The organism is Pseudomonas sp. MS646, assembly GCF_036693845.1.
Taxonomy (GTDB): Bacteria; Pseudomonadota; Gammaproteobacteria; order Pseudomonadales; family Pseudomonadaceae; genus Aquipseudomonas; species Aquipseudomonas chlororaphis_E.
Map to the genome: position 1 here is coordinate 2,795,115 of NZ_CP144763.1, position 22,262 is coordinate 2,817,376.

Annotated in this window: 20 protein-coding genes; 8 read left to right on the forward strand and 12 right to left on the reverse strand. The window is 63.0% G+C overall.

Annotated elements, in window-relative coordinates; genetic code table 11:
• Positions 1-10 precede the first annotated feature (10 nt).
• From V3H56_RS12345 to hpaR (V3H56_RS12355), 3 genes are all read left to right on the forward strand, one after another.
• On the forward strand, positions 11-1,180 hold the full coding sequence (locus V3H56_RS12345) for a flavin-dependent monooxygenase (RefSeq protein ID WP_047738095.1): 1,170 nt from the start codon (positions 11-13) through the stop codon (positions 1,178-1,180).
• A 68-nt stretch (positions 1,181-1,248) separates the two neighbouring features.
• Positions 1,249-2,190: a flavin reductase gene (locus tag V3H56_RS12350; protein WP_047738097.1), complete on the forward strand. Its 942-nt coding sequence runs from the start codon at positions 1,249-1,251 to the stop codon at positions 2,188-2,190.
• A gap of 219 nt (positions 2,191-2,409) precedes the next feature.
• A complete protein-coding gene (gene hpaR, locus V3H56_RS12355; protein ID WP_047738099.1) occupies positions 2,410-2,832 on the forward strand; it encodes a homoprotocatechuate degradation operon regulator HpaR in 423 nt (140 codons plus the stop codon).
• Positions 2,833-2,911: 79 nt separating this feature from the next.
• On the opposite strand, the gene hpaI is transcribed toward hpaR (V3H56_RS12355), so the two are convergent.
• From hpaI to V3H56_RS12395, 8 genes are all read right to left on the reverse strand, one after another.
• Positions 2,912-3,709, reverse strand: a complete 798-nt coding sequence (gene hpaI / locus V3H56_RS12360) for a 4-hydroxy-2-oxoheptanedioate aldolase (RefSeq protein ID WP_042732635.1) — start codon at positions 3,707-3,709, stop codon at positions 2,912-2,914.
• Between the two features lie 18 nt (positions 3,710-3,727).
• Positions 3,728-4,531: a 2-oxo-hept-4-ene-1,7-dioate hydratase gene (hpaH, locus tag V3H56_RS12365; protein WP_338474695.1), complete on the reverse strand. Its 804-nt coding sequence runs from the start codon at positions 4,529-4,531 to the stop codon at positions 3,728-3,730.
• A 10-nt stretch (positions 4,532-4,541) separates the two neighbouring features.
• Positions 4,542-5,846, reverse strand: coding sequence for an MFS transporter (locus V3H56_RS12370; protein WP_047738101.1), 1,305 nt, complete (start codon positions 5,844-5,846; stop codon positions 4,542-4,544).
• A gap of 52 nt (positions 5,847-5,898) precedes the next feature.
• On the reverse strand, positions 5,899-6,291 hold the full coding sequence (locus tag V3H56_RS12375; protein WP_212803747.1) for a 5-carboxymethyl-2-hydroxymuconate isomerase: 393 nt from the start codon (positions 6,289-6,291) through the stop codon (positions 5,899-5,901).
• Between the two features lie 24 nt (positions 6,292-6,315).
• Positions 6,316-7,173, reverse strand: coding sequence for a 3,4-dihydroxyphenylacetate 2,3-dioxygenase (gene hpaD / locus V3H56_RS12380; protein WP_042732639.1), 858 nt, complete (start codon positions 7,171-7,173; stop codon positions 6,316-6,318).
• Positions 7,174-7,408: 235 nt separating this feature from the next.
• Positions 7,409-8,869, reverse strand: coding sequence for a 5-carboxymethyl-2-hydroxymuconate semialdehyde dehydrogenase (gene hpaE, locus V3H56_RS12385; protein WP_042731936.1), 1,461 nt, complete (start codon positions 8,867-8,869; stop codon positions 7,409-7,411).
• 5 nt (positions 8,870-8,874) lie between these two features.
• On the reverse strand, positions 8,875-9,645 hold the full coding sequence (locus V3H56_RS12390) for a fumarylacetoacetate hydrolase family protein (RefSeq protein ID WP_338474696.1): 771 nt from the start codon (positions 9,643-9,645) through the stop codon (positions 8,875-8,877).
• A complete protein-coding gene (locus V3H56_RS12395) occupies positions 9,642-10,319 on the reverse strand; it encodes a fumarylacetoacetate hydrolase family protein (protein WP_042731934.1) in 678 nt (225 codons plus the stop codon). The genes V3H56_RS12390 and V3H56_RS12395 overlap by 4 nt, the downstream gene beginning before the upstream one ends.
• A gap of 184 nt (positions 10,320-10,503) precedes the next feature.
• Here V3H56_RS12395 and hpaA point away from each other — a divergent pair, with 184 nt between their 5' ends.
• Both hpaA and hpaR (V3H56_RS12405) read left to right on the forward strand, forming a co-directional pair.
• Entirely contained in the window at positions 10,504-11,409 is a 906-nt protein-coding gene (hpaA, locus tag V3H56_RS12400) for a 4-hydroxyphenylacetate catabolism regulatory protein HpaA (RefSeq protein WP_042731933.1), read from the forward strand.
• A gap of 186 nt (positions 11,410-11,595) precedes the next feature.
• The gene (gene hpaR, locus V3H56_RS12405; RefSeq protein ID WP_042731932.1) at positions 11,596-12,018 is read left to right on the forward strand and encodes a homoprotocatechuate degradation operon regulator HpaR; all 423 of its coding nucleotides are present in this window, start codon (positions 11,596-11,598) and stop codon (positions 12,016-12,018) included.
• Between the two features lie 146 nt (positions 12,019-12,164).
• Here hpaR (V3H56_RS12405) and V3H56_RS12410 read toward each other — a convergent pair whose 3' ends face one another.
• The 3 genes from V3H56_RS12410 to V3H56_RS12420 all read right to left on the reverse strand — a co-directional run bounded on the left by V3H56_RS12410 (position 12,165) and on the right by V3H56_RS12420 (position 15,068).
• Complete coding sequence (locus tag V3H56_RS12410; protein WP_042731931.1) at positions 12,165-12,956, reverse strand: transporter substrate-binding domain-containing protein; 792 nt, start codon at positions 12,954-12,956, stop codon at positions 12,165-12,167.
• An 88-nt stretch (positions 12,957-13,044) separates the two neighbouring features.
• Positions 13,045-13,677: a response regulator transcription factor gene (locus V3H56_RS12415; RefSeq protein WP_042731937.1), complete on the reverse strand. Its 633-nt coding sequence runs from the start codon at positions 13,675-13,677 to the stop codon at positions 13,045-13,047.
• A 35-nt stretch (positions 13,678-13,712) separates the two neighbouring features.
• On the reverse strand, positions 13,713-15,068 hold the full coding sequence (locus tag V3H56_RS12420; RefSeq protein ID WP_042731930.1) for a cache domain-containing protein: 1,356 nt from the start codon (positions 15,066-15,068) through the stop codon (positions 13,713-13,715).
• A 338-nt stretch (positions 15,069-15,406) separates the two neighbouring features.
• Here V3H56_RS12420 and V3H56_RS12425 point away from each other — a divergent pair, with 338 nt between their 5' ends.
• Both V3H56_RS12425 and V3H56_RS12430 read left to right on the forward strand, forming a co-directional pair.
• The gene (locus V3H56_RS12425) at positions 15,407-17,467 is read left to right on the forward strand and encodes a carbon starvation CstA family protein (RefSeq protein ID WP_047738108.1); all 2,061 of its coding nucleotides are present in this window, start codon (positions 15,407-15,409) and stop codon (positions 17,465-17,467) included.
• A 16-nt stretch (positions 17,468-17,483) separates the two neighbouring features.
• Complete coding sequence (locus V3H56_RS12430) at positions 17,484-17,681, forward strand: YbdD/YjiX family protein (RefSeq protein ID WP_042730733.1); 198 nt, start codon at positions 17,484-17,486, stop codon at positions 17,679-17,681.
• Between the two features lie 377 nt (positions 17,682-18,058).
• On the opposite strand, the gene V3H56_RS12435 is transcribed toward V3H56_RS12430, so the two are convergent.
• Entirely contained in the window at positions 18,059-19,855 is a 1,797-nt protein-coding gene (locus V3H56_RS12435) for a methyl-accepting chemotaxis protein (protein WP_047738109.1), read from the reverse strand.
• A 271-nt stretch (positions 19,856-20,126) separates the two neighbouring features.
• Here V3H56_RS12435 and V3H56_RS12440 point away from each other — a divergent pair, with 271 nt between their 5' ends.
• The gene (locus V3H56_RS12440; RefSeq protein WP_123579938.1) at positions 20,127-22,253 is read left to right on the forward strand and encodes a TonB-dependent siderophore receptor; all 2,127 of its coding nucleotides are present in this window, start codon (positions 20,127-20,129) and stop codon (positions 22,251-22,253) included.
• Positions 22,254-22,262 lie beyond the last annotated feature (9 nt).

The window sequence follows — 22,262 nt, forward strand, 5'->3', positions numbered from 1 at the left end:
GAGTCCGTCCATGAAAAAGCCAAACCCGTTGCTCGAAGACCTCAAGCCCCTCCTGCCGATCATTGCCGCCAATGCCTTCCAGGCGGAGCAGGACCGTAGCGTTCCTGCCGAGAACATCGCCTTGCTCAAGGGCATCGGCCTGCATCGGGCTTTCCAGCCTAGGGCGTATGGCGGCCTGGAGATTTCCCTGCCGCAGTTTGCCGATTGCATCGCGCTGCTGGCCGGCGCCTGTGCCAGCACGGCCTGGGCCATGAGCCTGTTGTGCACCCACAGCCATCAGTTGGCGATGTTCCCGGCCAAGACCCAGGAAGAAATCTGGGGTGCCGATCCCGATGCCACCGCCAGCAGCAGCATCGCGCCGTTTGGCCGCACCGAGGAAGTCGAGGGCGGCGTGATGTTCAGCGGCGAAATGGGCTGGAGCAGCGGCTGTGACCATGCCGAGTGGGCCATTGTCGGATTTCGCCGCAAGAACGCCGAAGGCACCCAGGACTATTGCTTCGCCGTGTTGCCTCGCCGCGACTATGAGATTCGTGACGACTGGTTCGCCGTGGGCATGCGCGGCAGTGGCAGCAAGACCCTGATCATCACCAACGTGTTCGTGCCGGAGCATCGGATCCAGAAGGCCAAGGACATGATGGAAGGCAAGTCCGGCGGCTTCGGCCTGTACCCCGACAGCAAGATTTTCTACTCGCCGTACCGGCCCTATTTTGCCAGCGGTTTCTCCACGGTCAGCCTGGGCGTGGCCGAGCGCATGCTCGAAGTGTTTCGCGAGAAAACCCGCAACCGTGTGCGGGCCTACACCGGTGCGGCCGTGGGCGCTGCCACCCCGGCGCTGATGCGCCTGGCCGAGTCCACACACCAGGTGGCGGCGGCGCGGGCTTTTCTCGAAAAAACCTGGCAGGACCACGCCGAGCACGGAGAACGCCACGAGTACCCGAGCCGGGAAACCCTGGCGTTCTGGCGGACCAACCAGGGCTATGCCACCAAGATGTGCATCCAGGCAGTGGACCGGCTGATGGAAGCGGCCGGCGGCGGCGCCTGGTTCGAGTCCAACGAGCTGCAACGGCTGTTTCGCGATGCGCACCTCACCGGTGCGCATGCCTACACCGACTACGACGTCTGCGCGCAGATCCTCGGGCGTGAGCTGATGGGCCTGGAACCCGATCCCAGCATGGTCTGAGTACCTGCCCCAGCACCGCCCCATAACAACAAATCGAGGCCGTCGCATGAGGCGGCCGGGAGTCTTGCATGTCCAATGATTGCGATACCGCGTTCGATACCCGCGCATTCCGCCGCGCCCTGGGCAATTTTGCCACCGGTGTGACCGTGGTCACCGCCGCGACGGAAGATGGCCGCAAGGTCGGCGTGACGGCCAACAGCTTCAATTCGGTGTCCCTGGATCCGCCGTTGATTCTCTGGAGTATCGACAAGCGCTCCAGCAGCCACGGCGTGTTCGAAGCCGCCAGCCACTTTGCGGTAAACGTATTGGCCGCCGACCAGATCGACCTGTCGAACAACTTCGCCCGGCCCAGGGAGGATCGCTTCGCCGAGATCGAATTCGACAACGGCGAGGGCGGGGCGCCGGTGTTTGCCGATTGCGCCGCGCGGTTTCACTGTGAAAAATTCCAGCAGGTGGACGGTGGCGATCACTGGATCATGCTGGGCAAGGTCGTGGCCTTCGACGATTTCGGCCGTTCGCCGTTGCTTTATCACCAGGGCGCCTACTCGATGGTCCTGCCCCACACGCGCATGACGCGGCGCGAAGAGGGGCAGGCGCCCAGCAGCCACTTCCAGGGCCGTTTGAGTCACAACCTCTACTACCTGATGACCCAGGCACTGCGGGCCTACCAGGCCAGTTACCAGCCCCGCCAATTGTCCACGGGGCTGCGCACCAGCGAAGCGCGAATGCTGATGGTGCTGGAAAATGACGCCGGGCTGAACCTGGTCGACCTGCAGCGAGAAGTGGCGATGCCGGTGCGCGAGATCGAAGAAGCCGTGGCCAACCTCAAGCGCAAGGGCCTGGTGAGCGATGATGGCGACCGGGTCCGCCTGACCGTCAAGGGCATCGATGAGACCGAAGGGCTCTGGGCCATTGCCAGGGAACAGCAGGACAAGGTGTTCGGCCAGTTCGGCGAGGCCCAGGTGGAGCATTTCAAGGCGGTGCTCAAAGGGGTGATCAAGGGCGCTTGATGCCAGAGCACAGAAAATAGCTACGCCCCTGTGGGAGCGGGCTTGCCTGCGATGGTGGTCATTCAGCTTGCGATGATGCTGGCTGTGCCGTCGCCTTCGCGGGCAAGCCCGCTCCCACAAGGTACTTGGGTGTTCAATTGCCCTTGGCACGGACAGCGGGACAGTGGTGATGCTAAGATTTAGTTAACTCATTAACTAATACCCTGGCGAACACTCTCCATGCCCAAGCTGCGCCAATCCTTGACCCTGACCCTGCTACAGGCCCGTGAAGCGGCCATGGGGTTTTTCCGTCCTTCCCTCAATCAACACGGCCTGACCGAACAGCAATGGCGGGTCATCCGCATCCTCAGCCAGCACGCGGAGCTGGAGATCAATCGCCTGGCCGAACTGGCCTGCATCCTCAAGCCCAGCATGACCGGCGTGCTGGTGCGCATGGAGGCTGCGGGCATGGTTGTTCGGCGCAAGGCCGAGCAGGATCAGCGGCGCGTACTGGTGCGCCTGGCACCACAAGGGCAGGCGTGCTTCGACTCGATGAGCCACAGCATGGAGGCCAACTACCAGCGCTTGCAGGAGAAACTGGGGGAGGAGAAGTTGCAGACGTTATTGGTGTTGCTGAATGAGTTGAAGGCGGTCAGGCGCTGATAGCTGATAGCTGAGCGAAGTGCTGAAGCCTTTGTGGCGAGGGGATAAATCCCCTCGCCACAGGCAGGCTCGACTTAGGTCAGTACACCCCACCCGCCGCAGGCTTTGGCACACCCTTGAACGCCGACGCCAGGCTTTGAAGGCCGCGCATCAGCACGGTCGTGTCCACTCCGACGGCTACGAACGCTGCCCCCAGCTCGATGTAGCGCCGGGCCAGTTTTTCGTCGGCACTGAGGATTCCGGCGGCCTTGCCGGCCTTGCGAATGCGGGCGATGGCGTCTTCGATGGCTGCTTGCACGTCCGGATGCCCCGGATTGCCGCGAAAACCCATGGACGCACTCAGGTCCGCCGGGCCGATGAACACCCCGTCCACGCCGTCCACCGAGGCAATCGCGTCGAGGTTGGCCAGGCCCTCGCGGCTTTCGATCTGCACCAGCAGGCACATCTGCTCATCGGCCTTGTCCAGGTAACCGGGGATGCTGTTCCAGCGCGACGCGCGAGCCAGCGCGCTGCCGACACCACGCACCCCACTGGGCGGGTAATGGATGGCGCGCACCAGCTCGCGGGCCTGCGCGGCGCTTTCCACCATCGGCACCAGCAGGGTCTGTACGCCGAGGTCGAGCACTTGTTTGATCAGCGCCGTGTCACCCACCACCGGGCGAATCACCGGTTGGCTGGCGTAGGGCGCCACGGCCTGGAGCTGGCCGAGCAGGGTGCGCACGTCGTTGGGCGCGTGTTCACCGTCGATCAGCAGCCAGTCGAAACCGGCATTGGCGGCCAGCTCGGCGCAGTAGGCGTCGGCCAGTCCGAGCCAGAGGCCAATCTGCGCCTCGCCGCTTTTCAGCCGTTGTTTGAACGTGTTGATCGGCATGTCCATGAAGCAGTCCTCGAGCAGTCAGACGAAACGGCAAGCGATGGAGCCAAGCATGTCGTAGTCGACATGGAAGGTATCGCCCGGGTTGGCCGCCACCGGGCGGGTGAAGGAGCCACCGAGGATGATCTGCCCCGGTTGCAGGGTGACGTCATAGGCCGCCAGCTTGTTCGCCAGCCAGGCCACGCCCTTGGCCGGGTGATTGAGCACCGCCGCCGAGACGCCGGACTCTTCGATCACGCCGTTGCGGTAGAGCACCGCCGGCACCTTGCGCAGGTCGATCTCGGTGGGGCGCACCGCACGTCCGCCTATGACCACGCCGGCGTTGGCCGCGTTGTCGGAAATGGTGTCGAAGACTTTGCGGGTGGCCTGGGTCTGCGGGTCGATCTGCTGGATGCGTGCGTCGATGATTTCCAGTGCCGGGATCACCCATTCAGTGGCATCCAGTACGTCGAACACCGTGACGTTCGGGCCTTTCAACGGTTTGCCAAGGATGAACGCCAGTTCGACTTCCACTCGCGGCACGATGAAGCGCGCGAAGGGAATGTCGGTGCCTTCGTCGAAGAACATGTCATCCAGCAGTGCGCCGTAGTCCGGCTCGGTGATGTTCGAGGACACTTGCATGGCCCGGGAGGTCAGGCCGATCTTGTGGCCGACCAGCTTGCGCCCGTCGTTGATTTTCTGCGCCACCCAGGCGCGCTGGATGGCGTAGGCGTCATCGAGGGTGATGGCCGGGTGATCGAGGGAAAACTGGCGCACCTGCTCCCGGGAACGCTCGGCGTGGTCGAGGCGGGCAGCGGCTTGCTGGATGAGGCTTTGATCGAGCATGACAAGGTCTCTATTGAGGATTGACGACGGCGGCCCGGGTGCGCAGCACCAGCAGGCCACCCAGGGTGATGAACAGCGCCAGGACATACAGGGCCAGGCTGGCGCTCTGCGTGGTGTCCCGCATCCAGCCGATGAGGTACGGCGCGAAGAATGAGGCGATGCTGCCAAAGGAACTGATCAGGGCGATTCCGGCGGCCTGGGTGTTGTTGGAGAGAAACGCCGGCGGCAGTTGCCAGAACATCGGCAACGCCGCGCTGGCGCCCATGCCGGCGACAATCAGGCCGCCGAGCACCAGGGTCGGATTGCCGGGAGAGAGCCCGGCGATAGCGATACCGGCTGCCGCCATCAACAACGGTACGCAGAGGTGCCAGCGACGTTCGCGGTGGCGGTCGGAGGAGCGGCCACAACCGATCATGAAGAAGCAACCGGCCAGGTAAGGCACCGCGCTGAGCAGGCCGACCTGGCCTTCGCTGCCGATGCCGGCGCCGTGGATCAGAGTGGGCATCCAGAAAGCCAGGGTGTTCACCGCCAGCATCACGGCGAAGTACACCGCCACCAGCAACCAGACCTGGGGGTTAGCGAGGATCGCCGAAAACGAGGTGATGGATTTTCGCTGTTCCTCCACGCTCAGTTGTTCGCGCAGGTGCTGCTTGGCGTGGGGTGAGAGCCAGCTGACGCTTTGGTAACTGTCGGGCAGGCACTTGAGTACGACCAGGCCCAGGAGGATCACCGGCAGCCCCTCGATGACGAACATCCATTGCCAGCCACGCAGGCCGCCGACATCGTGGAAATGTTCGAGGATCGCCCCCGACAGCGGCCCGCCGATCACGCCCGCCATCGGCACGGCGATGGCGAACAGCGCGGTCACCTGGGCGCGCCGGCGTGCCGGGTACCAGCGGTTGAGGAACACCAGGATCCCCGGGAAGAACCCGGCTTCGGCCACCCCCAGCAGAAAACGCAGCAGGTAGAAACCGGCGGCGCTTTCAATCAGGAACATGCCGGTGGACAAGGCTCCCCAGACCACCATCAGCGTGGCGATCCAGCGGCGCGGGCCGACCCGGTCCAGGGCCATGTTGCTCGGCACGCCGAACAGCGCATAGGCGATGAAGAACAGGCCGGCGCCGAAGCCGTAGACCGTGTCGCTGAACTGCAGGTCGGCGCTCATCTGCATCTTGGCAAAGCCGATGTTGATCCGGTCCAGATGTGCGAACAGGTAGCAGACCAGCAACAACGGCATCAGCCGCCAGGTGATCGTGGCATGGGTGCGGTCGTGCACGACGGAGCCGGCAGTGCCAGCGGGATTGGCTGTGCTCATGATCTTGTACTTTTTGTCCGAGAGGCCGATGGGGGCAAGCGATCGGGCGTGGCTATCCCGCCTGGGCCTTGAGGAAGGCATGGACGTTGTTGGCCTTGAAGTTGAGGTGCTCGTGCAACTCGATCATCTCGAACGACAGGGCCAGCAGACGCTGGGCCTGCAAGTCGGCGAAGTGCGCAGTGATCACTTCGAAGAGTTTCTGCGCGACCTTCTCGCGGGTGGCGAGGTCGCGGCCATGGCCGACTTTCAACGTCATGTGCACGAAGGCGTAGTCGTGCTTGGCGTCGGCCATGCGCCAGGTGTCCAGGCGCAGACCCCGGCTGCGGATGCCGCCGAGGGGGAACACGCCGCTGTCGCCGAGCAGGGCGTGGACCTTTTCAAACAGGCCGGGCAAATCGGCCTGGTGTTCGATGTTGTCGGTGTATTCAGCGATGAAGTGCGGCATGGTCGGTGCTCCTGCGCAGGCGTTTCAAACCGGGAAAATGGCGTTGATCTGGCCGGTGCCCGAGCTGCCGAACGGTTCGGTGATGATTTCGGCCGGCTTGTCGTAGTCCGCTCCGCCGAGCAACCCCAGGAGCATGGCGGTGTCATGCATCTTGCCTTCGCCGAAGCAGTGTTCGGCGTAGTCCGGGAGCATGGCGCAGAACTCCTTCCAGCGGCCTTCGCGCCACATCTGCACCACGTGCAGGTCCACCTGCTTGTCGAACTCACGGGTCCAGTTGTGGATGTTGGCTTCGGCGTTGCGATCATCGGAAAACCGGTGGGACAGCGAACCGGAGGCGAGCACCAGGACCTTGCGGTCGCTCTTCTCGATGGCCCGGCGCACGGCGGCGCCAAAGGTGAAGCTGTCTTGCAGGCGATGCCAGGCGCACCAGGCGGCAATCGACACCACATTGAGTTTCTGCGCCGGCGGGACGTCCATGTGCATGTAGCGCATGGGCACCAGCGTGCCGTACTCCAGCTCCAGGCTGGGGATGTTGTGGGCCAGGGTGCGAACGTCGGCGGCGTTGGCTTCGGCGGCGATCAACTCGCCCAGTTCCGGGGCGCCCGCGTATTCGTACTCCATGTTCTTGATGAAATGCGGCAGCTCGTTACTGGTGTAGATGCCCTTGAAATGCTCGCCGCTGTTGACGTGGTAGGCGCTGTTGACCAGCCAGTGCACGTCGAACACCACGGCCGTGTCGGCGCCCAGCTCGCGGGCGCGACGGCCGATTTCCTTGTGGCCGGCGATCGCGGCCTCGCGGCAACCGTGGTGTTTACCGGGCAGCTCCGACAGGTACATCGAGGGAACGTGGCAGATCTTCGCAGCCAGGACGACTTCGCCCATGATGATTCTCCTGAAAAAGTTGTTCTTGTTGAGTCTTGGGTAATCGGTGAATCACAGCTTGTTCAACTGGACCGCAGCTCTTGTGGCGAGGGGATTTATCCCCGCTGGGCTGCACAGCAGACCTCAAATCAAACACCTCGGTGTGTCAGGTTGATCGAGGTTGACTGATTCAGGGCCGCTTCGCGCCCCAGCGGGGATAAATCCCCTCGCCACAGAGTTAGCCCCCAGCCATGGATTACACGCCCCACCGTGGAATGTGATGACCGCCCATGGAAATGCAAACGTTCTTGATCTCGGCAAACACTTCAAAGCTGTACTGTCCACCTTCGCGCCCGGTTCCGGAACCCTTCACGCCGCCGAAAGGCTGGCGCAGGTCGCGCACGTTCTGGCTGTTGATGAACACCATGCCGGCCTCGATGCCATGGGCCAGGCGATGGGCCTTGCCGATGTCCTGGGTCCAGATGTACGACGCCAGGCCGTACTCGGTGTCGTTGGCCAGTTGCAACGCCTGGGCTTCGTCCTTGAACGGGATCAGGCAGACCACCGGGCCGAAGATCTCTTCCTGGGCGATACGCATTTTGTTGTTCACGTCGGCGAACACCGTCGGCTGGATGAACTGGCCGCGACTCAAGTGTGCAGGCAGGTTGGCCGGGCGTTCCAGGCCACCGGCCAGCAGGGTGGCGCCTTCTTCGAGGCCGATCCTGATGTAACCGGTGACCTTGTCGTAGTGGGCCTGGGTGATCATCGAGCCGACCTGGGTCTTGGGGTCTTGGGGGTCGCCCACGATCAAGCGTTTGGCACGGGCGGCGAATTCGGCGACGAACTGCGGGTAGACGCTTTCCTGGATGAAGATTCGACTGCCAGCGGTGCAACGTTCGCCGTTGAGCGAGAAAATCGTGAACAGCGCCGCATCAAGGGCCCGCTCCAGGTCCGCGTCTTCGAAAATCAGCACCGGCGACTTGCCGCCCAGCTCCATGGAGTACTTCTTCAGCCCGGCGGTCTGCATGATTTTCTTGCCGGTGGCGGTGCCGCCGGTAAAGGAGATTGCCCGCACATCCGGGTGACGCACCAATGCATCGCCCGCCGTGACGCCGTAGCCCTGGATCACGTTGAGCACACCGTTGGGGATCCCGGCCTCGACGGCCAGTCGCCCCAGTTCATTGGCGGTCAACGGCGACAGCTCGGACATCTTCAGCACAGCGGTGTTGCCCAAGGCCAGGCACGGCGCGGTCTTCCAGGTCGCGGTCATGAACGGCACGTTCCACGGCGACACCAGGCCGCAGACCCCCACCGGCTGGTACAGGGTGTAGTTGAGCATCTGGTCGTCGACCGGGTAGGTGTGGCCGTCCATCCGGGTGCACACTTCGGCGAAGAAATCGAAGTTGTGGGACGCCCGCGGGATCAGCACGTTGCGGGTCTGGTGGATCGGCAAGCCGGTGTCGAGGGTTTCCAGTTCGGCCAGTTTCGGCACGTTCTGCTCGATCAGCTCTCCGAGCTTGCGCATCAACCGGGCGCGTTCCTTGGCGGGCGTGTTGGCCCACTTCGGGAAGGCATCCTTGGCGGCGGCTACGGCCTGGGCGACTTCCTCGGCGCCGCCGCTGGCGACTTCGCCAATGGCTTCGCCGGTGGCCGGGTTGTAGTTGACGAAGACGTCTTTGCTTTCGACCTCACGGCCGTTGATCCAGTGTTTGATCATCGTGCTCAAGCCTCTTTACGGGATGCGAAGAACGCGGCTTCGCTGACAATTCGGTTGACCAGGCGGCCGACGCCTTCCACTTCCACCACCACTTCATCACCGGGCACCACGTCGGCCAGGCCTTCGGGCGTGCCGGTGGCGATCATGTCGCCGGGTTGCAGGGTCATGAAGCTGGACAGGTATTCGATCAGGTACGGGATGTCGAAGATCATGTCCTTGGTGCTGCCTTCCTGGCGCAGCTCACCGTTGATCCAGGTGCGCAGTTTCAGGTCGCTCGGGTCCGGCACGTCGGCGACGTCGACGATCCATGGCCCGACAGGGGTGGTGGCGTCGCGGTTCTTCACCCGCAGGTTGGGGCGGTAGTAGTTTTCCAGATAGTCGCGGATCGCGTAGTCGTTGCACACGGTGTAGCCGACCAGGTAGTCCAGCGCATTTTCGCGCGTGACGTTACGGGCGGTTTTGCCGATGACCGCCACGAGTTCGCACTCGTAATGCATGTAGGCGACGTTGTCCGGGCGCCAGGTCTTTTGGTTGTGGCCGGTGTAGGTGCCCGGCGACTTGATGAACGCCAGGGGCTCGGTCGGCGGCTTGAAGGCCAGTTCGGCGGCGTGGTCGGCGTAGTTCAGGCCCAGGGCGAACATGTTGCCGGTGGCCGGCGGCAGCCACTCGACCTGGTCTTCGCCCAGCAGGCGACCGTCGAGCAAGCGCACGGCATTGCCGGCTTCAACGGTGACGGCGTGGACCTGGCCTTCAAAACGAATGCGCGCGTGTTTCATGAAACGGCTCCTGGCTGCTCGGCCACGACGGTATTGACGAGACGGCCCACGCCGTTGATATGCACTTCGACGCGGTCGCCAGGCACCACGTCGACCCGGCCCTCGGGCGTGCCGGTGATCAACACGTCGCCGGCGTGCAGGGTCATGAACTCGCTGATCTCGGCAATCAGTTGGGGGATGTTGCGAACGAAGTTGGCCGTGCTGTTTTGCTGGCGTGCCTCGCCGTTGACGTACAGCGTGATCGCCAGGCTGTGGGGATCGGCGAGGTTGGCGGTCGGCACCAGTTCCGGCCCGATGGCACACGAGCCATCCCGGCACTTGGCCTTGACGGCGGGGCGGTAGTAGCTGTCTTCCGGCAGGCTGAATTCGTTGACGACGGTGTAGCCGGCCACGTAGCCCAGCGCCTCGGCGGCGCTGACGCGGCTGGCCGACTTGCCCATCACCACGCCCAGGGCCGGCCCTGGTTGCAGCCGCTCGCCGTGGCCGGGATGGACCACATCGGCGTCGTGCCGATTACGGGTGTTGGGCGTCTTGATGAACAGCACCGGCTTGACCGGCGGTTTCTGGTAGGGCGGCTGCTCGAACTCGGCGAGGTGCTGTTTCAGCAGCCCCTGGTAGTTCAGCGCGACCCCGAACAGGGTGCCGTTAGCGACGTCATGCAGGGCACGGCTCATGCTTGTCTCCTGGCGGTGCAGAGGGATGAGGGCTCTGCGTTATTGTTAATGTGTTAACAGTTATAATTAAGATGTTAACTATCGTCAAGCGTGGCAGAATGACCGGGCGCTGGATGACCTTCCGGATTCGTTGCAGGATGGGGCTCGGCGACGCTTGAATCAGAATAAAAACGAGTACTGCGTGATGACCGATCGTCAACCGATCCCCAACATCAACATCGGCCAGGTGTACGACCAGCGCTACAGCGATGCCGAGGTGCATTACGACCGGCTCGCCAACCTCGCGGATTTTTTCGGTCGCAACATGCCGGTGCATCGCCACGACCGCTTCTTCCAGGTGCACTACGTCAAGAGCGGCACCGTGCGGGTGTATCTCGACGACCAGCAATACGTCGAATCGGGCCCGATGTTCTTTCTCACGCCGCCCACCATCGCGCATGCCTTCGTGACCGAGGCCGACAGTGACGGGCATGTGTTGACGGTGCGCCAGCAGTTGGTGTGGCAGTTGATCGACGCCGATCCGAGCCTGGCGCCGGCCGGTGTGCAACTGCCGGCGGCCTGCGTGGCGCTGGCGCAACTGGGGCCGGAGTTGGCGGGGGAGGTGGGACGGCTGGAGTACCTGTTCGAGCAACTGAGCGAGGAGGTGGCGGCCGCGCGACCAGGGCGCAACGTGGCCCTGGACGGATTGACACGGCTGATCATGATCAGCCTGCTGCGCTTGTGTACCAACTCCCTGGAAGCCCGGCCGGCGCGGCATGAAGACCTGAAGATCTTCCACCGCTTCAACGAGCTGATCGAAGCCCACTACCTGCAGCATTGGCCGCTGTCGCGCTATGCCGAGGGCATCGGGGTGACCGAGGCGCGCCTCAACGACGTGTGCCGGCGCATCGCCGACCTGCCTTCCAAGCGGTTGATCATGGAGCGCTTGATGCAGGAGGCCAAGCGTCTGCTGTTGTTTACCGGCAGTTCGGCCAATGAAATCTGCTACCAGCTTGGCTTCAAGGATCCGGCCTATTTCAGCCGGTTTTTCCAGCGTTATGCCCAGCTCACGCCGGGCGAGTATCGCCAACGACAGTCGGGGTTGCGCTGAACTTCCCTGCGATTGAACACGTGCTTATGTGGCGAGGGAGCTTGCTTGCGCTGGGGCGAGCAGCAGCCCGAGGCTTTTGACGATTGCTGCGCAATCGAGCGGGAGCAAGCTCCCTCGCCACAGGTGTCTTGCAGCGCCTTGCCTGCGCCACTAAGCTGCCCGTTCGCCCACCCAAGCAGTTCGAACATGGCCAACCCCAGACCCTCCCTGACGCTGACCCTGTTGCAAGCTCGTGAAGCCGCCATGGCTTTTTTCCGTCCCGCGTTGAACCAGCATGACCTCACCGAGCAGCAATGGCGGGTGATCCGCATCCTGCACCAGCAAGGCGAACTGGAAAGCCACCAGCTTGCCCAGCAGGCCTGCATCCTCAAGCCGAGCATGACCGGTGTGCTCAGCCGCCTGGAGCGCGATGGTCTGGTGCGCCGGCAGAAATCCAGCCAGGATCAGCGTCGGGTGTTCGTGGCTCTCACCGAACGCGGCGAGCAGTGCTTCGAGTCGATGAGCGAAGGCATGGAGGGCAACTACCGCCGGATCGAAGCGCAGTTCGGCGAGCAAAAGATGCAGCAACTGCTGGGGCTGCTCAATGAATTGAAGAACATCAAGCCGTAGGCCGCCCCACAACCCTCCATGGCAAAGGGGGCCAGACCCCGTGGGAGCGGGCTTGCTCGCGAAGGCGGTGGACCCGTCTGCAACTTTGCCGGGCAGGCTGGCGTCTTCGCGAGCTAGGTCCACAGGTTTTCAATGCGGCGTCGCCGTCACTGAGCGGCGGGAACCGCCAGCCACTGGCCAATCACTTTCTGATAGCTGCCGTTCGCCTTGCTCAGGTGCAGCCACTGGTCGACGTACATCTTCCAGGTGCTGTCATCGCGCGGCAGCAGGTAGGCCTTCTCGCCATATTGCAGGTAGTGGGTCGGGTTGACGGCACACAGGCCAGGCTTGAGTTTCTGCTGGTAGAGCGCTTCCGAGGCATCGGTGATCATCACGTCGGCGCGCTTGTCCAGCAGTTCCTGGAAGATGGTCACGTTGTCGTGGAAGGCGAGCTGGCCCTTGGGTACGAAGGCGCGGACGAAGGCTTCGTTGGTGCCACCGGCCGGCTCCACCAGGCGTACCGAAGGTTGGTTGATCTGTTCGAGAGTCTGGTAGCGCGACTGGTCTTCGCAGCGCACCAGCGGGATCTTGCCATCCACGTCCAGGGTGTTACTGAAGTAGGCTTTCTTCTGGCGTTCCAGGGTCACCGAGATCCCGCCCATGCCGATGTCGCACTTGCCCGCCAGCATGTCCGGCATCAGGGTTTTCCAGGTGGTCTGGACCCATTGCACCTTGACGCCCAGGCTCGCGGCCAGCGAACGCGCCATGTCGATGTCGATCCCTTCGTAGTCGCCGCTTTCAGCCTTGTAGGTGTAGGGCTTGTAGTCGCCAGTGGTGCACACCTTGAGCTCGCCGCGTTGCAGGACCTCGTCCAGGTGAGAGGCGCCAGGCTCGGCCAGGGCATTGCCACACAAGGCCAGCAGGCCGCAGAACGTCATCGTGCTTGTTATGGTTTTCATGGGGATGGGACGTCTCGCAAGGGAAGGGGACAAGACGGGCCAGTGTAGTAAAAGTGTCTGTGGGTTGTCTCTGTGTGGCGGCCTTTTGTCAGCGTGAAACGATCCCGTGGTCGATCGCGTATTTCACCAATGCCGCGGGTTTATCGATGTTGAGCTTGCGGCGGATGCTCAGGCGATGGGTCTCGACGGTACGCACGCTGATGTCCAGCTCGCGGGCCATTTCCTTGTTGTTCAAGCCCTCGACCATCTTGCGCAGCACCTGGCTTTCCCGTGGGGTCAGTTCGTTATCGGTGTTCGGGTCGGTGGCCAGGCGTTGGGCGATTTCGGCGCTGTAGAAGGTGCCGCCGCCGATGATCGCCTCGATCGCCGCGACGATCTCCCGCGAGGGCGCGTTCTTGAGCACGTAGCCGCTGGCACCGCAGCGCACTGACTCGCTCACGTATTCATGGTTGTCGTACATGCTGAGGATGAGGATCTTCAGGCTCGGGTATTGCTTGCCCAGCAGCCGGGTCAGCTCAAGGCCGTTCATGTCCTTGAGGCTGATGTCCATCAGCAGCAGGTCCGGTGTGCAGCGGCCCACCATTTCGATCGCCTGTGCGCCGTTCTCGGCTTCGCCGACCACGTTCAGTCGTGGCATGACGGACAGCAGCGCCCGGATGCCATCGCGCACCAGTGAGTGATCATCGACCAGCGCGACGCGGATCGCAGGCGGCAGGTTCATCGACAAGGGGGGCTTGGGATCAGGGGTCATCAGCTTTACGTGGCCGCCATGTTCATGGGCAAAAGGATGTCCAGCTCGCTGCGCCCCGGTTCGGAGGTGACTTCCAGGCGTCCACCGAAGTGTTCGACCCGTTCGCGGATATTGCGCAGGCCGATGCCGGCGTGCCCCCGCTCGACCTGTGGCACGTTGAAGCCCATGCCATCATCCACCACCGTCAGGCGCAAGGACTCGGCGGAGCCGAACAGGCTGATGCCGACGCTTTTCGCCCCGGCGTGACGCTCGATGTTGGTGAGCGCTTCCTGGGCAATGCGGAACAGCGAGACCGGTGCGCCGTTTTCCAGCCGGCAATCGAACTCATTGGTGCGGTAGGACACCTCCAGCCCGCTGCGCTGCTGGAACTCGGAGGCGAGTTGGCCGATGGCGGCGGGCAGGCCCAGGGTATCGAGCAGGGAAGAGCGTAGGTCATGGGAGATGCTGCGGATCTCGCCGATGGCTTCGCCCAAGCGGTCTGTCGCATTCTTGAGAATGCCCAGGCCGTTTTCCTGGCCGTTTTCCAGCACATGGCTGGCCAGTTCGAACTGGAACTTGATCGACACCAGCAGTTGGCTGATGCCGTCGTGCAACTCACGGGACACTCGCGAGCGTTCCTCTTCCTGCAGGCTGACGATGCGCTGGTTCAGGCGCTGCAGTTTCTTGTCGGCCAGGCGGTGCTCGCTGACGTTGAGGGTCATGCCACCGGCGAACACCAGCAACACGGCCACCAGGGCGATGGCGGCGATGGCCTGCATGGTGGTGTGGATGCCTTGGGCGACTTCGGCGCGAGCCTGCTGGGTGGCGCGCTCGACGTCTTCGAGGTAGATCCCGGTGCCGAGCATCCATCCCCAGCGGTCCAGCATCACCACGTAGGCCAGTTTTTCAGTGACCTGGCCGGAGGAGGGCTTGTTCCAGGCATAACGCTGGAAGCCCTCGCCGGACTGGGCGCTCTTGAGCAGCGCCTGGATCACCGGCAGGCCATGAGGGTCCTTCATGTCCCACAGGTCTCGCCCCACCAACTCCGACTGGCGCGCGTGCATGAGGCTGCGGCCCTGGCGGTCGTACACGAAGAAATAACCGTTGATGCCGAAGCTCAGCTTGCGCAGTTCTTCCAGCACTTGCTGCTGTGCACGTTCGTCGCCCTGGCCGTCGTTGTACAACGGGGCGATCAGGCTTTGTGCCATTTCCACGTAGTTTTTCAGCTCGGCGCGCTTGCTGGCCAGGATGCTGTCTTCGATGAGCTGTGCCTGTTGGTCGCCCAACTGGCGGTTGAGCGAGATCACCAGGGCGCAGATAACAGCGATCGCCAGGACCAGCGGCAGGATTCCGAGGGCGACGATTTTGTGTTTGAGCAGCATCTGGACTCCTGTCAGGGCCTGACGAGGGGAGGTGGATGCTCGGCATCATATGCCAAACCTTCCCCCGAATAGGAGAGGTAACCTGCGCTGGACATCGAATCCGTAGGCACTCAGCGACATTGTGGGAGCGGGCTTGCTCGCGAATGCGGTGGATCAGTGACATCTGCTTTAACTGACACACCGCCTTCGCGAGCAAGCTCGCTCCCACAGGGGCGGTCTACGTAGTACTACGGATTTATTTATTGACGGCCTACGGGGATATTGGGCCGGCTCCGAATAGCGGGGCACATTATAAAAACAATCGCCGCAGTCCACTGGACCTCGGCAGGAGACACGCAATGACAACCCGTCTGGTTAAACACCTCGCCTGGTTTGCCGTGGCTGTTCTGGGAGCCTGTGCGTTGAGTGTCGTGGCCTTGCGCCGCGGCGAAGCCATCAACGCCCTCTGGATCGTCGTCGCAGCCGTGGCCATCTACCTGGTCGCCTACCGCTACTACAGTCTCTTCATCGCCAACAACGTGATGCAACTCGATGCGCGCCGGGCCACGCCTGCCGTGCTCAACAACGATGGCCTGGACTTCGTCCCGACCAACAAGCACATCCTCTTCGGTCACCACTTCGCCGCCATTGCCGGCGCGGGGCCGCTGGTCGGGCCGGTGCTGGCCGCGCAGATGGGCTACCTGCCCGGCACGCTCTGGCTGATCGCCGGCGTGGTGCTGGCCGGGGCCGTGCAGGACTTCATGGTCCTGTTCCTGTCCACCCGCCGCAACGGGCGCTCCCTGGGGGACATGGTCCGCGAGGAAATGGGCCGCATTCCCGGCACCATCGCGCTGTTCGGCTGCTTCCTGATCATGATCATCATCCTCGCGGTGCTGGCGCTGATCGTGGTCAAGGCCCTGGCCGAGAGCCCGTGGGGGATCTTCACGGTGATGGCGACCATCCCGATCGCGATGTTCATGGGCCTTTACATGCGCTACATCCGCCCGGGCCGCATCGGCGAAATCTCGCTGATCGGCGTGCTGTTGCTGCTGGGGTCGATCTGGCTGGGTGGGCAGATCGCCGCCGACCCGGTCTGGGCCAAGGCCTTCACCTTCACCGGGATCCAGATCACCTGGATGCTGATCGGCTACGGCTTTGTCGCCGCCGTGCTGCCGGTGTGGCTGATCCTGGCACCGCGGGACTACCTGTCGACCTTCCTCAAGATCGGCACCATCGTCGCCCTGGCGATCGGCATCCTGGTCACCATGCCCGAGCTGAAAATGCCGGCGCTGACCCAGTTCACCAATGGCCTGGGCCCGGTGTGGAAGGGCGGTCTGTTCCCGTTCCTGTTCATCACCATCGCCTGTGGCGCGGTTTCGGGTTTCCACGCGCTGATTTCCTCGGGCACCACGCCCAAGCTGCTGGATAACGAAACCAACGCCCGCTACATCGGCTACGGCGGCATGCTCATGGAGTCCTTCGTGGCGATCATGGCGATGGTCGCCGCGTCGGTGATCGAGCCGGGCGTGTACTTCGCCATGAACAGCCCGGCGGCCATCGTCGGCGGCGACGTGGTGGCCGTGGCGCAGACCGTCAGCAGCTGGGGCTTTGCCATCACGCCGGACGCCCTGCAGGCCGTGGCCAAGGACATCGGCGAGACCACCATCCTGGCCCGTGCCGGCGGCGCGCCGACCCTGGCGGTGGGCATCGCGCAGATCCTGCACTCGGTGCTGCCGGGTGAGAACACCATGGCGTTCTGGTACCACTTCGCGATTCTGTTCGAAGCGCTGTTCATCCTCACCGCGGTGGACGCCGGCACCCGTGCCGGGCGCTTCATGCTGCAGGACCTGCTGGGCTCGTTCGTGCCGGCCCTCAAGCGCACCGAATCCTGGACCGCCAACCTGATCGCCACCGCCGGTTGCGTGGCGCTGTGGGGTTACCTGCTGTACCAGGGCGTGATCGATCCGCTGGGCGGCATCAACACCTTGTGGCCGCTGTTCGGCATCTCCAACCAGATGCTGGCCGGTATCGCGCTGATGCTCGCCACCGTGGTGCTGATCAAGATGAAGCGCCAGCGCTACGTCTGGGTCACGCTGCTGCCGGCGACCTGGCTGCTGATCTGCACCACCACCGCGGGCCTGATCAAGCTGTTCGACGCCAACCCGGCGATCGGCTTCCTGGCCCTGGCGCGCAAATACAACGAGGCGCTGGCCGCCGGGCAAGTCCTGGCCCCGGCCAAGAGCATCGAGCAGATGCAGCACGTGGTGTTCAATGCCTACACCAACGCGACGTTGACGGCACTGTTCCTGTTCGTGGTCTTCAGTATCCTGTTCTACGCGCTCAAGGTCGGCATCGCCGCCTGGGGCACGAAGGAGCGCACGGACAAGGAAGCGCCTTTCCAAGCGCTGCCGGACGCCTGAAGCGAGGATTGCAACGATGTTCAATGACTTGAGTCGCCTGGGTAAATACCTCGGTCAGGCCGCCCGCCTGATGGTCGGCATGCCCGACTACGACAACTACGTCGAGCACATGCAGACCCAGCATCCGGACAAGCCGCTGATGGACTACGAGACGTTCTTCCGCGAACGCCAGGAAGCCCGTTACGGCGGCAAGGCCGGGCCCAAGTGCTGCTGACCCGGCAGCCCTGAGGTACCCCCTGTGGGAGCGGGCTTGCTCGCGAATGCAGTGGGTCAGTCGATGAAGAGGTTGGCTGACCCACCGCTTTCGCGGGCAAGCCCGTTCCCACAGAGTTATTTGGTGGGGCACAAGATGTGTGTCCGTCACAGATTCCCTGTGTGGGAGCGGGCTTGCTCGCGAATGCAGTGGGTCAGTCGATGAGAGGTTGACTGAGCCACCGCCTTCGCGGGCAAGCCCGCTCCCACAGTGTTTTTTGGTGGACTCAAGAGGTGGGTGCGCCACAGATCTCTTGTGTGGGAGCGGGCTTGCCCGCGAAGACGGCCGCTCAGCGATGAAGTGGCTGCGGCCTTACTCCTGTCGCAGGGCGATCACTCTCACTCCGCCAACAACACCGCTGCATCGAACCCTACCCGCAGGTTGCCCCAATGGCGGCCGCCGAAGAAGAAGGGGACGTCGATCTCGGTCATGATTTCACCGGTATCGCGCAGGTAGGTCTGGAGCAGGAAGCGCTGGACGTTACCGGCCGCGCGCAGGCCGATCGGGTCGTTGAAGATGCGCTTGTTGCGGCACACCGGCAGGTCCACGGCGCGGTCACCGGTGGGGGGCTTGGAGACCCAGCTGTTGTTCACGGGGCAATACCCCTTGGTGTCGACGATGAAGGACACCTTGCCCCCCGGCGTGCTACGGGTGAGCTTGTCGCATTCCTCCTGGCAGACCTGGGCGAAGCGCTCGGTGTAGCAGGTCATGTATTGCTTGGGATCGGTGCCGGGGACCAATTGGTAACTCTGGTCGAACAGGTTCAGGCCCTCGCGATGCAGCGCCTCCAGGCGTACCTGGAGCGTATCGCGGCATTCGCTGGCGCGGGTGATGGCGGCGTCCAGCTTGCCGTGGCCCAGCACGAACCGGCCCAGCAGCGCCTGGACCTTTTCGGCAACGCCGGACAGGTCGCGGGTGGCCGTCGCCGACTGCTGCATGCGCTGGTCGATCGACTGGCTGTCGGCATGGATCTGGGTCACCCGGTCGTTGATGCCGGTGTTGCTGTCGGCGAACTGCTGGATATGCTCGGCAATGTCAGCCAGCTTGCCATTGGTGGATTCGAAGTCGCCGATCATGCTTTCGAAGTGGCCGGAGGCCCGTTCCACCACCTTCTGGGTTTCCCGGGCGCTGTGGCTGATCTGGGTGGTCTGCTCGTGGGTGGAGCTGACTTCCTCCAGCATCGCGTCGATGTTGCGCGAGATGTCGTCGGTGGCCCGGCTGACATTCTGTGCCAAGGTGCGCACTTCATCGGCCACCACCGCAAAGCCCCGACCACTTTCGCCGGCCCGGGCGGCTTCGATGGCGGCGTTGAGGGCCAGCAGGTTGGTCTGGGCCGAGATCTGCTGGATCAACCCGACGATGGACTTGATGCTCGAAGAGCGTTGGTTCAACGCGCTCACCAACGTGGCGAACTCGCCGAGGCTGGCCGAGATCTCACTGATGTTGCCGGTCACTTCCAGCAGCTCGGCGTAGGAGTCACGGGCCATGCTCAGGTTCTGCGCGGTGGTGCTGGAAATGCCCTGGGTCTGGCGCGACACCTCTTCGATGCGGCCCACGGCGGTGTTGCTCTGGTCCATCACTTCCTTGGCGAACCGGGCCTGGTGAGTGGCGCTGTCGCTGGAGTCGCTGATGTTCTTCAACGAGCGCGCCGATTCCACGGCAATGTGCACGGTCAGCGCCTGGACGTTGCTGATGATCTCCCGCTGCTTGGCCAGGAAACGGTTGCAGGTGCCGGCCAGCACGCGGATCTCGTCGTGGGTCACCAGGGGCAGGTCCTTGGAGAGGTCGCCTTCACCGTTGGCGATTTCCTCCAGGGCCTTGGTCATGGCGGTGACGGGGCGCACGATCAGGTGACGAAAGTACCAGACCATGAAACTGATCATGCCCAGGGTCAGGACGGCGCCGAAGAGCAGGGCATGGCTGAGGCTGTCGAGCCGGCCTTCAATCTGCCCCAGCAACGCCGGGTCCAGTTGAGCATTGCGCAATTGCAGCAGGATGTCGGCACGGGCGCTCAAGGCCACCCAGTACAGCAGCGCACTGACCATCACCAGCAGGAAAAGGCTCGACAATTTTTTCGTGAGCGTATCGAAAAACTGCATCTCGATAGACTCGTACAAGGCCTTTAACGTCTGCATGCCGCTGCTCCTGGGCAAAAAAATCTCTCAATGGAATACATTCGACCGCAAGGGCCAAAGCTTTAGCGGATTAAGGCGTTTTGATATCACGGCAAGCCCGTCCGTCAAACCACTGTGGGAGCGAGCCTGCTCGCGAAGACGTTCACTCACCCGTGTTCCAGGGTTTCAAGCCCGGGCTTTCCCACGCAAACTGACTCCTATTTGTATTTACTGGGAATGATTCTCAAAGTATAGTCGCTCTCATTAACATTCCTCCCGTGAGTGCAGCGCTTTGAATCGTTCCACCCCTTCCGCGAAACGCAACGTCTTCATCCATTGTGTACTACCCGCCGTATCCTGCTGCTTCATCGCCACCCCACTGTGGGCGCAGGACGCGCTCGAACTGCCGGCCACGGCCATCCAGGGCAGTCGTATCCTCCAGGACGAAGGCTACACGGCGTCGCAAGCCAGCACGGCCAGCAAGAGCGACGTACCGATCAAGGAAGAAGCGCAGTCGATCAACGTGGTGACTCAGCAGACGCTGGACGATTACCAGGTGCGTTCGCTGGGCGATGCGATGAAGTTTGTCAGCGGCGTCAGCCAGGGCAATACCCTGGGCGGCTCGCGGGACTCGCTGGTCAAGCGCGGTTTCGGCACCAACGACGACGGCTCGATCCTGCGCGACGGCGTGCGTTCGAACCTGGGGCACAACTTCAGCGCCACCACCGAACGGGTCGAAGTGCTCAAGGGCCCGGCCTCGATGCTGTACGGTGCGTTGGAGCCTGGTGGGCTGATCAATGTCATCAGCAAGCAACCCGAGTACACCCAGAGCACCACCCTGAGCGGCTCTGCCTACAGCGAAGGCGGCGGCACCATGGGCCTGGACACCACCGGGCCCGTGGGCGATACCGGGTTGGCGTATCGGCTGATTGCCGAGCGTGGTCATGAAGATTACTGGCGCAACTACGGTGTGAATGAAAGCACGCTGGTCGCGCCGTCCCTGGCCTGGACCGGTGAACGGGCTTCGTTGAACCTGAGCTATGAGTACAACGAATATTCCAACCCGTTTGACCGTGGGACGATGTTCACCAACGGGCATCCGGCCGATATCGATTATGACAAGCGTCTTGACGAGCGCTGGGCCAAGAGCGTGGGGATTCGCGAGACGGCGACGGCCCGTTTCGAGTATGAGCTGAGCGAGGCGTGGAAGACGCGCGTGACCTACGGTTGGAACAATGATCGATACAGTCTTTCGATTGCGCAGCCCAACTCACTGACGGGCAATACGTTGCGCCGGGCAGCAAACGGTGCCCACTACGACGATGAAACCCGTTACGCGAGCTGGGATTTCATCGGCAATCAGGAACTGTTCGGTCAGGCGCATGACTTGCTGGTCGGTGTCGATAACCAGGTCTCCAACCAGTTTCGCGGCAAGACCTATCGCAATGCGGTCCGCGCCGGTTTTGACATCACCGCTCCGGTCTATGGCAACTTGCCGGAGCCTAGCCTGGTCAGCGCCGCCCAGAGCGATCTGAGCAACGAGCTGACCTCCAGTTCCGTGTACTTGAAGGACAACTGGCACCTCGATGACCGCTGGATTCTGGTCCTGGGGGGACGCTACCAGCACTACGACCAGTACGGTGACCAAGGGCGCGGCAGTACCTACAAAGTGAACCGCGACGACAACGGCGATGCCTTCGTACCGTTCCTGGGCCTGGTCTACAAAGCCACCGACGCGTTGTCGCTGTACGGTAACTACAGCCGCTCGTTCAAGCCGAATGACACCGTGGACGACGCCGGCAACACCTTCGATCCGGAGGAGGGCCGCAGCTACGAAGTGGGGGCCAAGTACGATCCGTTGCCCGGCTTGAACATCAACCTGGCGCTGTTCGACATCGTCAAGAAGAACGTCGTGACGTCTTCCACGGTCAATGGGGTGACCCTGGCGGAAGCCGCCGGTAAAGTCGGTTCCCAAGGCCTGGAGCTGGACATCACCGGACGCCTGTCCGAGCGCTGGGACCTGATCGGCACCTACGCCTATACCCACACGGAAATCCTCGACGACCCGGACGACGAAGGCCATCGCCTGGCCGACGCACCGAAACACACCGCCAGCCTCTACCTGACCCATCACCTGAACGTTCCCGCCGAGTTCGGTGCCTGGCACGCCGGTGGCGGTGCTCGCTACGTGGGTGAGCGTGCGGCCAACAATGCCAACGACTTCTGGCTGAGCAGCTACACCGTGGCCGATGCCTTCGTGCGTTGGGAGGCGCCGGTGCTGGGTTACAAAACCTCGCTGCAACTGAACGTCGACAACCTGTTCGACAAGCAGTACTACCCGTCTTCCACGGGCAACCAGTTGCAAGTGAATGTCGGTGAGCCGCGCACCGCACGCTTGAGCGCCAGCGTGACGTTCTGATCTTCGGTT